Below are 14,018 nucleotides of genomic sequence, written 5' to 3'. Positions count from 1 at the left end.
CCACACCGGGTGCCCCTCGCTTTCGTTGGCGGCCAACCGCCAAAACGTAAGGTGGCGGAATGACCACCACCCACCGGCTTGCAGTGATCCCGGGCGACGGTATCGGTAAGGAAGTGGTCCCCGAGGGACTCAAGGTGCTGGAGTCGGCGGCGGCCGCCTTTGATTTCGCCATCGCCTATGAGCAGTTCGATTACGCCTGCGCGGAGTACTACAGCGACACCGGCGCCATGCTGCCCGACGGGTGGTTCGACGAACTGAGTAGGTTCGACGCGCTGTTCTTCGGCGCCGTCGGCTGGCCGGACGTTGTCCCCGACCATATTTCGCTGTGGGGCAGCCTCCTGCAGTTCCGTCGGCACTTCGACCAGTACGTCAACCTGCGGCCCGTCAAATTGATGCCGGGGGTGCGAAGTCCGCTGGCCGGCCGAGGGCCCGGCGACGTCGACTTCGTCGTCGTACGGGAGAACACCGAGGGCGAGTACTCGAGTATCGGCGGCAGGATGTTCGAGGGCACGGACCGCGAGACGGTGGTGCAAGAGACGGTGATGACGAGGGTCGGCGTCGACCGGATCCTCAAGTATGCGTTCGAGCTTGCCCAACGCCGGCCCGACAGGCACCTGACCTCGGCGACGAAGAGCAACGGTATCTCGATCACGATGCCGTACTGGGACGAGCGCGTCGAGCAGATGAGTGAGCGGTTTCCCGACATCGAGGTGGACAAGTTCCACATCGACATCCTCGCGGCGAACTTCGTTCTACACCCCGACTGGTTCGACGTCGTCGTCGCGAGCAACCTCTTCGGGGACATCCTGTCCGACCTGGGGCCTGCGTGCACCGGCACCATCGGCATCGCTCCCAGCGGAAACATCAACCCGGAACGGCGATTTCCGAGTCTGTTCGAACCGGTTCACGGCTCTGCGCCCGACATCGCCGGACGTGGTATCGCCAATCCCATCGGGCAGATCTGGAGCGCCTCATTGATGCTCGACCACCTGGGTGAACCTGACGCCGCAGCGGCGATCCTGAAAGCCGTCGAAGATGTGCTGGCCCGCGGAGGCGACATCCTGACCCCCGACATGGGTGGAACCGCGACTACGAGCGCATTGGGGGACGCGGTCCGCGATCAGTTGCAGGCGAATGCTGCTGGTTCGCAGTAGGTTTGAGCGATCTGTTATTTGTCAGGCCGACATCTGGCACAGAAAGTCGGGCCCACCGGCGTAGACGATCCCGGACGGGTACGGCGCGGACGCGGCCCGAGCGATGGTCGTCGCCAACTCGCGGTCTGACATCACCTCACCGGAGACCACGGTGAAATCAATTCCCCGCCGGTCGAATTCCGAACGCATGGCATAGAGGGCGGTCTCGCCGGCGCGCTTGCTCGCGGCGGTCGCCGCGTAGCCCTTCGGCACGGCCTTGTTCGGGTAGAAGTGGGCCTGATGGCTGGTGACGAACACGATCTGACCGCCCACCGGCATCAGTGGCAGCGCCAGCTTGGCCAGCCGGCGTTGGGCATCGCGGTTCAGCCGCATCGCGTAGCCCGGATCGGTGCCAAGCTGCAGCCCGGTCGACGCGTTGAGCACCAGGACGTCGAGGCGGCCGAACTCGCGGCCCACGCGCTCGATCATCGCGGCGGCGGCAGCCTCGTCGGTGATGTCGGCCCCAAGAGTGGAGGCGCGGCCGCCCGCGCGTCGGATGGCGTCGACGACCGTGTTGGCGCGTTTGGCCTTCTCGCGGTAGTTGACGACGACGTGGGTGTCCGGGCCGGCGAGCTGCTGTGCGACGTCGGCGCCGATACCCCGCGATGCACCGGTGACAAGAGCGATCCGGGTGGCTGCTGCAGGCTGCATGTCGGGTTCCTTTCCGTCACTGCGAGGCGGCTGGTCGGGAAATTCTGACCTGCGATTACACGGTGTGGCCGTGCTCACAACCGCCCCTGGGAACCCACCGTACACCAACTCTAAGAAAAATAAGGCGCTTCTAAGGTCACGGTAAGGGCAATGTCGTGTCGCAACTGTGTTGCTGAGCCGCGAGGCATAACCTGGCGGAGTGACTGGCCAACGGGTGCCTGGCGGGGTCGTGCACAAGTTGCCGACAGACCTGCGTGAGGCGCTGATCGGAAATGCCACAGCACTGGAGGCGTGGCGGGATATCACGCCGCTCGCGCGCAACGAGTTCATCTGCTGGGTCGAGGATGCCAAGCAGCAGGTGACGCGCGAGCGACGGATCCGCCGGACGCAGGAGGAGTTGGAGGAGGGGCAGCGGCGACCCTGCTGCTGGCCCGGGTGCAAGCACCGCGAGCGCACCGGCAAGTAGCCGCTGCTGCCTACCGGATCGACAGGCCGGTGATGGCCCGGGAGATCACCAGACGCTGGATCTCGCTGGTGCCTTCGAAGATCGTGAAGATCTTGGCGTCGCGGTGCATCCGCTCGACCGGGTAGTCGCGCGTGTAGCCGTTGCCACCGAGGATCTGGATGGCCTCATCGGTCACGTAGACCGCTGTCTCGCTGGCCACCAGCTTGGCCATCGAGCCCTCGGCGTTGTCGAATGCCTGGTTGTTGCGGGCCATCCAGCCGGCACGCCACACCAGCATCCGGGCGGCGTCGATACGGCTCTTCATGTCGGCGAGCTTGAAGGCGACGGCCTGGAACTCGCCGATCTTGCGGCCGAACTGCTCACGCTGGCAGGCGTAGTCGAGTGCGTATTCGTAGGCGGCGCGGGCCACGCCGACCGCCATCGCACCCACTGTGGGCCGCGTGCGCTCGAAGGTCTTCATCGCTGCCTGGCCGCCGGCCGATGCGCCCGACTTCACGCGGGCGATGCGCTCCTCGAACTTCTCCCGACCGCCCAGGATCAGATCCTCGGACAGGCGGACGTTGTCGAGCACCACCTCGGCGGTGTGGGAGGCGCGAATGCCGTGCTTCTTGAACTTCTGGCCCTGCGTGAAGCCGTGGGTGTCCGGCGGGATGATGAACGTGGCCTGGCCGCGGGAACCGAGGTCGGGGTAGACCGAGGCGACCACGATGTGGACGTTGGCGATGCCGCCGTTGGTGGCCCAGGTTTTGGTGCCGTTGAGCACCCACTCGCGGGTCGCCTCGTCGAAGCGGGCGCGGGTGCGGATGGCGCCGACGTCGGATCCCGCGTCGGGTTCGGACGAGCAGAACGCACCCAGGTGGGGGGCGTCGGCGGTGCCGAACATCTCGGGCAGCCAGCGGCCCAGCTGTTCGGGAGTTCCGTTGCCCGCCAACGCCGCTGCGGCCAGCCCGGTACCGAGGATCGACAGGGCGATGCCGGCGTCACCCCAGAAGAGCTCCTCGAACACGGTCAGCATGCCGAGGCCGGTGGGTTCGCCGGCCTGCTGGGCGAACAACTCGGGCGAATACAGCCCGACCTTGGCAGCCTCCTGGATGACGGGCCACGGGGTCTCCTCGCGCTCGTCCCATTCCGCGGCAGCCGGACGCACCACCTCGGCCGCGAACTGGTGCACCCAGTCGCGGACCTCGATCACGTCGTCGCTCAGTTGCATGGAGAACGTCACGGTTTGCTCCTGAAATATGTTGGTGTTCGGTGGGTTTACGAGCGGTGTTGTTCGATCACGCTGACGGTCTGGGTCACCCAGGCCTCGAAGAAGCGATCGTTGTCGACGTTGCCCGGCGAGCGTTTGGTCAGCGCCTGCAGCGTCGCGGCATAGGACAGTGCGGAGATCGCGACGGCCGCGGTGGCCTCGGGATCGGGGATCTGGGTGCGGCCCGAGCGATTCGACGCGGCCAGCTCATCGGCGAATCGTTGATAGGCGTTGTCGGTGATGACCTGCCACGTCTTCTCGTCGAGGTCACCGAGCTCGTCGGGCTCCCGCAGCATGACCCGCAGCAGTTCCTCGCTCTGGGTCAGGTTGGCCCAGATCAATTGCCCGGCGCTGCGAACCGCCTCTTCGGTGGTCTTCGGGTGGCCCGCGTCGTACTGCTCTCGGGCACTGACGATCGCGTCGATGCGGTGTGAGACCGCGGACTCGAGCAGTTCCCGCTTGGAGCCGAAGTGCTTGTAGAGCGCACCCGACCCCGGTGCCAGGCCGGCGGCCTGCTGTATGTGGGCTACCGACGTGGCGGCGTACCCCTTGGCGGCGAACAGCTTCAGTGCTGTGGCCAGGAGCCGGTCACGTCCGGATGACATGGTGAGAGAGTACTCACTCACCAATTTGGGGTGCAAACAGGCCCCTTGTGCCCGCCGGATCGATAGGTTGACCTGGACTGATCGTTAGGACGGGGAGGCGTGACGATGGCGGAGCTGACGAGAAACGACAAGATTCTGTGCGGCGTCTACGCCGTGATCGCCGTGGTGGCCCTGGTCGCCACCTGGTGGAACAATATCCGCTTCTTCACCACCGAAAGCACGAGCACGATCGACTTTTTCCAGAGTGGCTACGCCAACTACGGGTCGTCCTCACTCACCAATGACCTGCTGCTGTTCGGGTTGGCGGCATTCGTGTTCATGGTCGTCGAGGCTCGTCGGATCGGGATCCCGAAGGTGTGGATCTACATCGTGCTCAGTGCGCTCGTCGCCGTCAGTGTGGCGTTTCCCCTGTTTCTGATCCGGCGGCAGTTGGTGCTGGCGCAGCGGCGGGTGTCGAGTTGCAACGTAAATTAGCAAGTCGCGACTCGTTGTTAAACTAGACCAATTAGTAAGCCCAGGTAAGTAGATGGCGAGAAGCGTCCGATACGGGGCGACAACCAACACCTCCTGATTCATAATGAATCAGGAGGTGTTGTCATGTCCGGCGAAACGACGAAACGGACCCTCGCCCGGAAACGGCTCGCGGCCATATCTGCACGTCAACGAGTCTATGAACGTGAACTCGAACGCGAGATTTACGACGCTGCCGTAGTCCGAGGCTTAACTCAGCGGCAGATCAGCGAACTAGTCGGAAATTGCTCTCAAGCCACGATCCAGCGTATTCTGCGCCGCTTCGCCAATGACCCGACCCAGCTCGACGTCCAACCTGCTGAGATTATCGACCAGCGCACCGCCGGCATCATCACCACAGAGCAGATGATGGAGCAACTCTTGGACTGGAAATTCAGTCGCGGTGAGGTAGCACGAATCAACTCCGTTGCCACCGACGCCTACAGCACCGGCGATTGGGATTCCATCGAAAATGCCTTTTACCGCAGACAACTCACCGACAGCGAGTTTCAGCGTCTGGCCGACCATCAGCTCCACGCTGGCAATCCCTGACCTGACCGCGCCAGTGCAGGCTAGTCACCTACCCATTCCCGCTATGGCTCGGCTGAAAAGACTGTGACCCATTGGATCCGCGCGTGGTTACTCAAGCCGCATGGCAGACATGGTGAAGGAGGTGCGTGACCTACTAGACAGGGCACCGGCAACTTGGGACCATAGCTGGCGATTAAGGCTTTACTAGCTGCGGTGATGCAGCTGCCCCGGGGGAGCTGCTATCTGCACACGAACACGCAATGGGCGCTTAGCCCCGAGCTCGGAACTTGCAGCTGCGGTTTACCTTCCAAGCGAGCCACAGACAGAAATCCTGGTCGGCGCATAGTTCCTTGCGATGTGGGTGTAATCCGAGCCTATACAAGAGAGTGCCGTACGCCATTCGAGCACCAAACATGCCGGCCAAGCCGCCCAGTAGAGCCGAGACGCTGCCCTCGACTGACTTGCGGTCGCACTCGGGATCACTGTGTTTAGACAGCGCACGATCCAGTAGCTCATAGATTTCGTTCCGGTCCAGTGGCGCATCCGGCACTGCGGGCAAGTCATATTTTCGCCACCAACGGATCTTTTGACGGTTCACGTTGGCCGAACCAGAAGCGGAGGCTTGTCGGTCGGCCTGTGCCCGAGTAACGCGTGCTGCTCCGTAGTGGCGAGGTACGACCAAAGGCTGGTTGTTGATCTGTAGTGCCCAGCCCTCTGGCAAAAGCTTCGCAAGCGATATGACGCCGGCAGTTGCGCTCACGCACGCTCCGTCGATATCGCCCAGAACAGGGCTCAGGTCGCCATCGTGATCGCGCACCATTCGACGCACCCAATCTGTAGGTAGCAACAGCTCCGCCGCGAACTCGTCAGCCTCCTTCTCAAAACGACTGCGCCCGAATTCTTGACCGCTGGCCACAGCGCATTCGGCGCTGCCCATATGCCATGGCAGAACGGCATGTCCCAATTCATGGGCAATGGTGAATCTAGTGCGTACATCATCGGGATCACCCCGATAAAAAATCTGCGGCCGCGGATCAGAGCAATTGATCGTGATGCCGTCGACCGATAATTGTGGCCAGTCTGCCCGCTCCAAGTCCGCGAAGTTTTTGGCGACTCCAACGATGTCTACCGGCACGGTCGCGCTAGTCCGATGGCGAACGAGACTTGCTACATTCTGCGCCGGGCTCCGGAAACTAGCTGACACCCGTGGATGCCATCAGGAGCATTTCGATATCCGGCCGCGGTCGATGAGCCACTGCAACACGTCGTGTGCGTCTTCAGGCGACACTGAGCGTGCCGCCAAGGCATACGACGTCTGATCCGTCAGCACTTCTTCGACCGACCGACGCGACTGGTGGGCGGCAATGATGGCAGCCAGCGCACGAGGTTTCTCGACCCACAGCCTGCCTTCGTCTGGCGTGAAGCCGAGAAATTCGTCCAGGCTGGGGGCCGGACCTGCAAACTCAGTGTCGTGCCAGCTGTCGACCCAGTCATCGACGTCCGTTGCGAGGGCTCGGCCAGCAATGCAGGCGTCAACGAACGTCGTGCGCGTTTTCTTAGACATCGATCTTCCTGCCTTTCTGTCCCATGCCGATCCGCTCACCTGTTCTAACGTCCAGTACGCCGATGTGCCTTCCCCGTTTGGTATAAGCCTTGACGTGGCCGTGTAACTGATCGTATGTGTAGATGCGGTCGTGCGACGAATTTCGCCATCGCGACTCGCCATTCCAGTTGATCTTCTCCTGCCCGGATAGGAAATCTGGCGGCTCCCGCGGAATATACTGGCCCGACACGTGACGCAGCTCCCCGATTCAATCGACATGCGAACCTTGCGACTGTAGCGGCGCTTCCCACCCACCTCATTGATGGGTGGGCTGCGCAGTCAGGCGCCTCGGTCAGGGAACGTTCGACACATTCGGCGCACGCGTTCCTTTGCGCCCGTGTGCAGCTTCGGCACGTGAATGCTCAGTCCGGTTGTGCAGCCAGCTTCGGCGACCTCGCCGCGTCCGATGACTGCATCTGTCCAGATATCAGCCCGAAGTCGCGCCGACCCGCTTATTTGTCCGTCACGATGGAGTTGGTCGCCTCCGTCATCAAGTGGGGTCGTTCCATGATGCGATCGGTGTGGACGATGTGGGCGCGGCGTTGCAGGCGCAGCGTTGCGGGATATCACGCGAGCCATGAGCTAGCACGCGGCTGGTTGGCATGACCGGTCGGCGCAAATTACCGGTCAGTGTGAGTCCTCGCTCGGGTGAGGTTCTTGAGTCGTGGTTAGGGACGTTAGCCACCACGCTCGACTGGACGTTTGGCGATCTTCTCCGCGATATCGGGTCATCTAGCGACGGCGTGAATCTGCGTCGGAACGGGATATCGGTCTACCTCACCGAGCGCGAGCTGGAGGCGCTCAGGGTATCAACGGGCGCTGCGCCCGATGACCTTCGCGCGATGACCATGGTGCGCTACGAGGGGCATCTCGTCTCGATCGATCAGTCGGTCGGAGGACTGCAGTGGTCGACGTGGCATCCAAATCGCACACGGTTCTGTCCTGCATGCTTGATGGAATCGGGCGGTCGGTGGCAGCTGCGCTGGCGCCTGCCGTGGGTGTTTGTCTGCGACTTGCATGGGTGCCTGCTGGAGGACACTTGCTCGCGGTGTGGTCAGACGCAACAAGTGTCACCATTTTGGCTCCCCCCGGGACTCATACCTGACCTGCGGCGGTGCAGGTCGCGGGTTGGTAGCGGGAGGGAGCGCAAGCGGTGCCAAAACGACTTGCTCGCAACTGCCTCCGCTCGGCTGGTCGTCGGCGATCCCCTTGCACAGGCACACTCTCGGCTGTCGGAGATCTTGGCACAAAAGGTCACCACCTTTGGTGTTTATGCGCTGTCGCCGGCGTCGAGCTTGCAGGTGCTCGCTGATCTGCGTGCGCTGTCGGCGCACCTGCTCGCCGCAGTCGCACTGGATGACGTAGACGACTTTCTAGGCGCGAACCGGTGGTGTTCGCTCAGTGCGCGAGTAACAGCGTCGAACACGGGCCTCGAGCAATGGGGCGACCCGCAGGCCTTCTCTTCACAGGCTCCCGCCCTAATCACCGGCATCGGCATCGCGCTGGCTTTGAAGCTCCTTGAGGCTGAGTCGGTGTACGACGCCGGAGTTCGTTTGCGCGCGGTCGTCGGTTGGAGTCGGGCTCACGACAAAATTCCTAACCCCTCGCAGTTGAGGTGGAGAAAACTGAGCCCTGCACTAGAGGCGGTGTATCTGAGCGCCGCCAGTGTGCATCTAACTCCATCGAGCAAGCTGCGCTACCGAACAATGACTGAGCTTCCGCAATACCCCGATGGCGACGACGACAGACGTTGCGATGCTGCTCTACGGAGTATTCCATCGGCGTTGTGGCGTGACTGGACGCTGCGGCTTGTCTCCAGGGTGCCCTGCCCGGATACGGTGGGTCCGTCCTTGTCTGCCGTGTTGCTGATCATCGGCACACGTATCCCGGTCGACGACGCCTATCGACGCCTTGGGTGGGAGGGCCATCGGCAACAAAAAAATTTGAGGGTCTACAGAGACCTCCATCGAAATCCGTTGTGGCCGAATATCGCTACCGCGATCATCCGGTTACACGATTACCTTCTGGCCCACCCCAGCCCAGTTGACTACCAGCGGCGACGCACACTTGACTACACCGACTTGCTGCCGACTGATCGGTGGACGAACATCTGCGAACGTGCGGGCCTAAGTCACAGAGAGTCAGTCGCATATTTGGAAACCGCCCGGACGTGGTTGTTCGAACGTGTCAGCGGCCGGCCTGCGGGCACGATCCCGTTCATCAGAGGGCACGTCGCGGCTCAAAACATGCGCAACCAGTTCGTCGAGCGGTTTACGTCCGAGCTCCTTACGGCACTCGACCGAGAAGCGGAACGATTCCTGCACGACCACAGTATTTTTGGCGAGCCTGTGTGCTGGGCGCCACCTCTCAGCATCGTCAGCGATCTTGAACTGCCAGGACCAGATCTCGGCACGATCTCGTTATCCGAACTGCATCTGATTGTCGATGTCAAGGCAAGGACGGTGACCAGCGCGGCGTGGCACTTCGGTGTGAGCACCTCAGTAATTCGGCTATTACTTGAACGCTTTCCGAGGCAAAGCCAAGTGTTTCCAGAAGGGCAGGTGAGTCAAGATAGCGGGGTGCGTCCAGAGGGGCAGGTGAGTCAAGAAGAACAGAGGGGTCCATCGACACAGCTGGAACGACTCAGGTCAACTCTCACCCGGCAAGACCTCATCAGGTTGCATCATGGCGAACGATTGTCCGTCAGAACCATTGCCGCGCGGTTCGGTGTGCGAAGCAAAGCGGTGTATGCCCTGGCCTCTGAGTACAACGTCGAGACCCGGAAGGGCAGGGGGCGCCCCCGGCTGGATATCGACCCAGCCTGGTTCAGACGTGAGCGCGTCCAGAATGGCCGGTCGCTCCGTGACATCGCCGATGAGATCGGTGCGTCATACGCAGCGGTGCGCCAATTCGGTCAACGGCAAGGCATAGCTGTGGAGCGCTTTCGCCCGCGCCGCAAACCATCGTGACGACGAATTGTACGAACGACGAAGGAAACATGCGCCTAGGGTGAGCTCAGACCTGGGCCGATTGAGAATGGCTTCGTGGTTGACAGATTCGCCCGGTGCGCGCTGGTCGGCGTAGCCGGAGTGTTACTACCCCATTCCTTGGCGCCGGCAATCGGGCTTTGGCGGCTTGTGATCGTTGGGGGCTAGCTAGCGGTGCTCAAACCGCTGGCGAGTGACTAAACTGAGTTCACGCGATCACGATGGACGTGGAAGTCGAGGCGATGCGTCCGTGTCGAGCTGCTGATGCCAATGACGGCGTTCCCGCCGCCAGCAGCGCCGGTTTGTGTTTGGCCTGGGAATTCAGTATCGACGGAGCGCCGACCAGCGAGTGGTCATGGTCAGACGATGCATCCCCGCCTCTGGATCGTTTGACCCCGGTACGTCAGCCCCAGTCCTCCGAACATAATCGCCACGTCCCGGCGACGGTCTACTCGATGACCAACGGTGACTTCGTATCACTGGAATCAGGACTGGAACACGATCTGGTTCGCAGGCTTGATCGCGATCCTGCAGTCGTGCGAATCTTGCCGCAGCCGTTTAGGTTGCGGTGGAGTGGATCTGTGGAAGGCACCCACACTCCAGACATCCTTACGTTGCACACCGACGGTGCGCCGACAGTGTGGGACGTCCGCGGACTGGATAAACAAGACGATGACTTTCTGGCGGAGAGCGCGGTGATCCGTCAGGTATGCCCATTGGTGGGATGGCGTTACGAACTGTTCGCCGGAACGGACGAAATTGAGCGGTTGAACATGCTGTGGCTGAATGGTTTCCGTCGGAAACCGCCGTGGGCATTTCGTTGTGAAGACCTAGTCCGCCTAGCGGTGGGGCCGGGCGGCTCCACCATAGCGGGCGTATCCTCCCACGACGATGGCAGTGGCGAGCTCATCTCCACCATGTGGCATCTTTTGTGGTGCAACAAGTTACAGATTGACGTGACAGCGTCATGGACGCTGGACACGATCGTCACGCTCGGACAGGAGTGTGCAGATGACTGATGGCCGCACAACACTCATTGCAGGTGCCCGGATACTCACCGAAAAGGGCACGGCCGTTGTTGTCGCCGTACCGAATGGCGAGGTCCAGCTTCGCGACGTCTTCGGTGAGGTCACATCCTATCCATACGACGATTTACCGATCATTCAGAATATGCGCAACACAGACGCAGTCGACCTCATGGAGCCGTTAAGGCCGTTATGGGACAGGCTTCATGAGCACGTGCGCCAGCAGGCGCTCGAACGTCTGGAGATCGTCCAAGAAATCCTGACTGGCTTCCGCGAGGGCCACCCCGAACTTGCCCGGCCTGGCGAACCGCGCTACCCATTCGGGCCAGATTTCGGAGAATCGGAGTCGCGCCGTTGCGCGGTCATGGCCGAACTTCTTGTTCTGGAGAGCCAGAGCCAGCGTCAGAGTCACCGGCGGCCACGGGGCGGTTCAGGCGAGGAATCAGATTCCGCTGGGCGTAATCCCAGCACCATCCGAAATTGGTTGCGTCGCTTCAAAAACGGTGGCCTGCGAGCTTTGATCGACGGGCGGAGTCTTCGTGAAAGTATGTTCTGGGAGCTCATCGAAGGTCCCTACCGTGAAATGGCCCCCAAGGTTATCGACACGCTCGACGGAGACATCTCGACCGTCTCGCTGTCCGAACTGGATCGTCGTATCCGGGTCAAACTGCGTAACAACGGAGTTGGCGACTGCGTGACACCGCAAAGGATCACGCAGCAGTTCCTGTCCACCCTCAAACGCCAGAAAGGCAGAACTACTCGCTCGCAACGCACCCGCGCCTTGCAGAAGGTGTCAGGCACCCGCCACTATCCGGCGATTCGACCGGGACAAGTGGTGGCTATCGATGTCACTCGCGCCGATAACCTCGTGTTCGACCCTCTCAGCGGAAAACCCGTCAGCGTAGAGATCATTACTGGCATTGACGTTGCGACCCGCGTGATTCCCGCGTTGCGCGTCGTACCTCGCAGCGCCAACGGATTGGAAGCGGGACTGCTCCTTTACGATGTGTGCCGCCCGTTTTCCCTGCGCGTCGCTGGGACCACGGTGAGTGATTGGCGATGGGTAGGTTTGCCATCTGCGGTCGACTTCTCTGAGGTTCATGTCCACACCGCCCACCGTCACGTGGCACCGGACTTCTCGACGCTGCAAGGCGACCACGCCATCCCGTCAGTGATGCCAGACGCCATCCACTGCGACCACGGATCCATCTTCATTTCCGAGTGGTTCATCTCGTTGCTGCGCGATCTAGGAATCGATCTGCTGTTAAGTCGAGGTAAGAAGCCGACAGACAATCCACAGGTCGAACGGTGGCACGAAACGATTCAGCGTGCGCTGCAACAAATCCCAGGATACAAGGGAAGAAACGTTTCCGAGCGTGGCCGATTGGTCAGCCAGGAACCGTTGTTAACCGCACATGAACTGCAGGAACACCTACGGCGTTTTGTTGCTTTGGATTATCACCGCACCGGCCATACGGGGATCGTGGTGCCGGGCTGTGAGGAAGCCGACGCCGAGGCCAGGTTGTGCCCCCTAGAGATGTGGGACGCAATGGTTGAGGCGACGGGGCGGATCGACGTGCCGCAACGCCCAGATCTGATCTACCAGTTCCTGCCAATTCGATGGGGAACGATCCAACAAGCGGGCGTCGAATTCAGTGACATGACTTACGACTCACCGGTATTGGAGGACTACCGCGCCGTGCCCACAGGCTATTTCCGCCCTGGGGACAAAGCCGCCCCGTTCTACGTCGATCCTCACGATCTTTCTCGTATCTGGTTCCCGGATCCGCAGACCAAACGTGTCGAGCCGGTGGAGTGGCGCGGTGCGCAACGTACGCTGGCGCCGATGACCGACGTGATTCTTGGCGCCGTGCGTCGGCGGATCATAGCGCGCGGCGGTAATGCTGTGTTGAAGCGAGGCTCTGCCACACGCCAAATCCTCGCTGAGCTCACCGAACTCACAACCGCCCCCACCGATCCCAAACTGAAGGCTCAGCTCGCGGCCGCGGGCCGCCGCGTCGAACAATCCCGGATCGACCACGACGAAGCACAACGAGCCCAAGGCGTTACACAGGGCGGGCAGCCAGCCGCCCCTGCACCGGCAGATTCGATGCGTCGGCGGTGGCCGAACCTGCTCGGAGACGAGGGCACCTGACTATGGACGCGCGGATGTGGCACAACTACTGCCTGTTGAAAGCTCCGGAGAAACCGCCACCACTGACTCTGAAGTTGGCGAAGAGCATGTCAGATGAGGAGCGCGCGGCGTATATCGATCGACTCCAGCGTTGGCTTGAGCACCTCTACTTGCTCACCCCAGAGCTCGAGGTGATCTGTGCAGCGATGACAAACGTTGTGCGTGTCAACGCTCGAAAACCACCAGGCACCAAGGATGTCATCGTACTGACAGGGCCGAACGTAATCGGCAAGAGTAGCGTGATGATGCGATGGGGGCGCGACCGCTACCTCGAATGGACACGCTTCGCCCCTCACGATCAATACGGATATCCCATCATCCAACTGTCCGAGGACAGCGAAGCGGACCTGGTCCCGCTCGCGTGGATGAATCTTCCGGCGGATGCCGTGAAGGGTGCCTTCGACCGTGAGTTCCTTGGGTGCTTCGGACTTTCGGGCCAAGGCAGGGTTGACCAGCTAACCCACAGAGCAATCAGTGCCGCCGCGCGCCACCAGACCCGTGTGCTGATCGTCGACGACGTTCACCTGTTGAAGACGGATTGGAAAGGGGGCCGCGCAGTCCTCGACCATCTCAAGCACATCAACACCGAACTGGGGATGATTGGAGCCACGCTCATTCTGGTGGGGCCAAACCTCGTGGGCGGCGACATAGTGTGCGACCCTCAAATCGAGGGCCGGCTCAAGCTGATGAAGTTTCCGTCCTACAGTAAAGACAATGTCGACGAGATGCGTCGCTGGCAAGCTGTCGCCCTCCAACTCGAAAAGAAGGTTCTCCCATACCTGCCCGCTGGTAGGCGCGGCATGTTGTTCACCCAGCTCGCCGGTGAACTGTTGTACCGCACCGACGGCTATCTGGGAGATCTCGCGGAGCTTGTGGCCGCCGCGACTCTCGCCGCGATTGAGGACGGTACGAACCGAATTCTTTTGCGGCACCTCAATGGTGTGAGGCTGTCTGAGCGTGCCGAGAACATCCGACGCGCACCCCACACCGACGGGAGCTGAAGT

14 protein-coding genes and 1 pseudogene are annotated in these 14,018 nt (G+C 61.6%); 9 read left to right on the top strand and 6 right to left on the bottom strand.

What is annotated here, in order from left to right:
* Positions 1 to 59: 59 nt before the first annotated feature.
* Positions 60 to 1,154 carry a tartrate dehydrogenase gene (locus AC4ELH_RS22565; protein ID WP_064883417.1) on the top strand — a complete coding sequence of 365 codons (1,095 nt, stop codon included), beginning with the start codon at positions 60 to 62 and terminating at the stop codon, positions 1,152 to 1,154.
* Positions 1,155 to 1,175: 21 nt separating this feature from the next.
* Here AC4ELH_RS22565 and AC4ELH_RS22560 read toward each other — a convergent pair whose 3' ends face one another.
* Positions 1,176 to 1,844, bottom strand: a complete 669-nt coding sequence (locus AC4ELH_RS22560; RefSeq protein ID WP_064958385.1) for an SDR family oxidoreductase — start codon at positions 1,842 to 1,844, stop codon at positions 1,176 to 1,178.
* 199 nt (positions 1,845 to 2,043) lie between these two features.
* On the opposite strand from AC4ELH_RS22560, the gene AC4ELH_RS22555 reads away from it, so the two are divergent.
* Positions 2,044 to 2,310 carry a YdeI/OmpD-associated family protein gene (locus AC4ELH_RS22555; RefSeq protein ID WP_055110863.1) on the top strand — a complete coding sequence of 89 codons (267 nt, stop codon included), beginning with the start codon at positions 2,044 to 2,046 and terminating at the stop codon, positions 2,308 to 2,310.
* Between the two features lie 10 nt (positions 2,311 to 2,320).
* Here AC4ELH_RS22555 and AC4ELH_RS22550 read toward each other — a convergent pair whose 3' ends face one another.
* Both AC4ELH_RS22550 and AC4ELH_RS22545 read right to left on the bottom strand, forming a co-directional pair.
* Entirely contained in the window at positions 2,321 to 3,532 is a 1,212-nt protein-coding gene (locus AC4ELH_RS22550) for an acyl-CoA dehydrogenase family protein (protein WP_448445132.1), read from the bottom strand.
* Positions 3,533 to 3,567: 35 nt separating this feature from the next.
* Positions 3,568 to 4,164, bottom strand: a complete 597-nt coding sequence (locus tag AC4ELH_RS22545; RefSeq protein WP_055111709.1) for a TetR/AcrR family transcriptional regulator — start codon at positions 4,162 to 4,164, stop codon at positions 3,568 to 3,570.
* Positions 4,165 to 4,269: 105 nt separating this feature from the next.
* Between AC4ELH_RS22545 and AC4ELH_RS22540 the strand changes: the two genes are divergently transcribed.
* Together AC4ELH_RS22540 and AC4ELH_RS22535 are read left to right on the top strand one after the other, a co-directional pair.
* Positions 4,270 to 4,638: a DUF2834 domain-containing protein gene (locus tag AC4ELH_RS22540; protein WP_498886811.1), complete on the top strand. Its 369-nt coding sequence runs from the start codon at positions 4,270 to 4,272 to the stop codon at positions 4,636 to 4,638.
* Positions 4,639 to 4,761: 123 nt separating this feature from the next.
* On the top strand, positions 4,762 to 5,226 hold the full coding sequence (locus AC4ELH_RS22535; RefSeq protein WP_498886810.1) for a winged helix-turn-helix domain-containing protein: 465 nt from the start codon (positions 4,762 to 4,764) through the stop codon (positions 5,224 to 5,226).
* A 247-nt stretch (positions 5,227 to 5,473) separates the two neighbouring features.
* Here AC4ELH_RS22535 and AC4ELH_RS22530 read toward each other — a convergent pair whose 3' ends face one another.
* From AC4ELH_RS22530 to AC4ELH_RS22520, 3 genes are all read right to left on the bottom strand, one after another.
* The gene (locus AC4ELH_RS22530) at positions 5,474 to 6,340 is read right to left on the bottom strand and encodes an ImmA/IrrE family metallo-endopeptidase (protein ID WP_498886808.1); all 867 of its coding nucleotides are present in this window, start codon (positions 6,338 to 6,340) and stop codon (positions 5,474 to 5,476) included.
* Between the two features lie 81 nt (positions 6,341 to 6,421).
* Entirely contained in the window at positions 6,422 to 6,808 is a 387-nt protein-coding gene (locus tag AC4ELH_RS22525; RefSeq protein WP_498886806.1) for a hypothetical protein, read from the bottom strand.
* Entirely contained in the window at positions 6,762 to 6,998 is a 237-nt protein-coding gene (locus AC4ELH_RS22520; RefSeq protein ID WP_498886804.1) for a colicin E3/pyocin S6 family cytotoxin, read from the bottom strand. The genes AC4ELH_RS22525 and AC4ELH_RS22520 overlap by 47 nt, the downstream gene beginning before the upstream one ends.
* Before the next feature lie 412 nt (positions 6,999 to 7,410).
* Between AC4ELH_RS22520 and AC4ELH_RS22515 the strand changes: the two are divergent.
* From AC4ELH_RS22515 to AC4ELH_RS22495, 5 genes and pseudogenes are all read left to right on the top strand, one after another.
* Positions 7,411 to 7,827 (top strand): annotated as a pseudogene (locus tag AC4ELH_RS22515) (TniQ family protein); the annotation flags it as partial.
* 147 nt (positions 7,828 to 7,974) lie between these two features.
* Positions 7,975 to 9,777, top strand: a complete 1,803-nt coding sequence (locus tag AC4ELH_RS22510; RefSeq protein ID WP_234814728.1) for a hypothetical protein — start codon at positions 7,975 to 7,977, stop codon at positions 9,775 to 9,777.
* 239 nt (positions 9,778 to 10,016) lie between these two features.
* The gene (locus AC4ELH_RS22505) at positions 10,017 to 10,814 is read left to right on the top strand and encodes a TnsA-like heteromeric transposase endonuclease subunit (protein ID WP_105367234.1); all 798 of its coding nucleotides are present in this window, start codon (positions 10,017 to 10,019) and stop codon (positions 10,812 to 10,814) included.
* A complete protein-coding gene (locus AC4ELH_RS22500) occupies positions 10,807 to 12,975 on the top strand; it encodes a transposase family protein (protein WP_498886801.1) in 2,169 nt (722 codons plus the stop codon). Before AC4ELH_RS22505 ends, AC4ELH_RS22500 begins: the two co-directional genes overlap by 8 nt.
* A gap of 2 nt (positions 12,976 to 12,977) precedes the next feature.
* Positions 12,978 to 14,015, top strand: a complete 1,038-nt coding sequence (locus AC4ELH_RS22495) for a TniB family NTP-binding protein (protein WP_498886799.1) — start codon at positions 12,978 to 12,980, stop codon at positions 14,013 to 14,015.
* The last annotated feature ends 3 nt before the right edge of the window (positions 14,016 to 14,018 follow it).

The sequence above is a fragment of the Mycobacterium shunyiense genome, from assembly GCF_058270075.1.
This window is presented reverse-complemented; position numbering and strand designations above follow the sequence as displayed.

What these genes read in the sequence shown, in the direction of transcription:
- AC4ELH_RS22540 (WP_498886811.1), top strand. Translation starts at nt 4,270, where the DNA reads ATGGCGGAGCTGACGAGAAACGACAAGATTCTGTGCGGCGTCTACGCC.
- AC4ELH_RS22545 (WP_055111709.1), bottom strand. Translation starts at nt 4,164, where the DNA reads ATGTCATCCGGACGTGACCGGCTCCTGGCCACAGCACTGAAGCTGTTC.
- AC4ELH_RS22505 (WP_105367234.1), top strand. Translation starts at nt 10,017, where the DNA reads ATGGACGTGGAAGTCGAGGCGATGCGTCCGTGTCGAGCTGCTGATGCC.
- AC4ELH_RS22565 (WP_064883417.1), top strand. Translation starts at nt 60, where the DNA reads ATGACCACCACCCACCGGCTTGCAGTGATCCCGGGCGACGGTATCGGT.
- AC4ELH_RS22560 (WP_064958385.1), bottom strand. Translation starts at nt 1,844, where the DNA reads ATGCAGCCTGCAGCAGCCACCCGGATCGCTCTTGTCACCGGTGCATCG.
- AC4ELH_RS22500 (WP_498886801.1), top strand. Translation starts at nt 10,807, where the DNA reads ATGACTGATGGCCGCACAACACTCATTGCAGGTGCCCGGATACTCACC.
- AC4ELH_RS22535 (WP_498886810.1), top strand. Translation starts at nt 4,762, where the DNA reads ATGTCCGGCGAAACGACGAAACGGACCCTCGCCCGGAAACGGCTCGCG.
- AC4ELH_RS22495 (WP_498886799.1), top strand. Translation starts at nt 12,978, where the DNA reads ATGGACGCGCGGATGTGGCACAACTACTGCCTGTTGAAAGCTCCGGAG.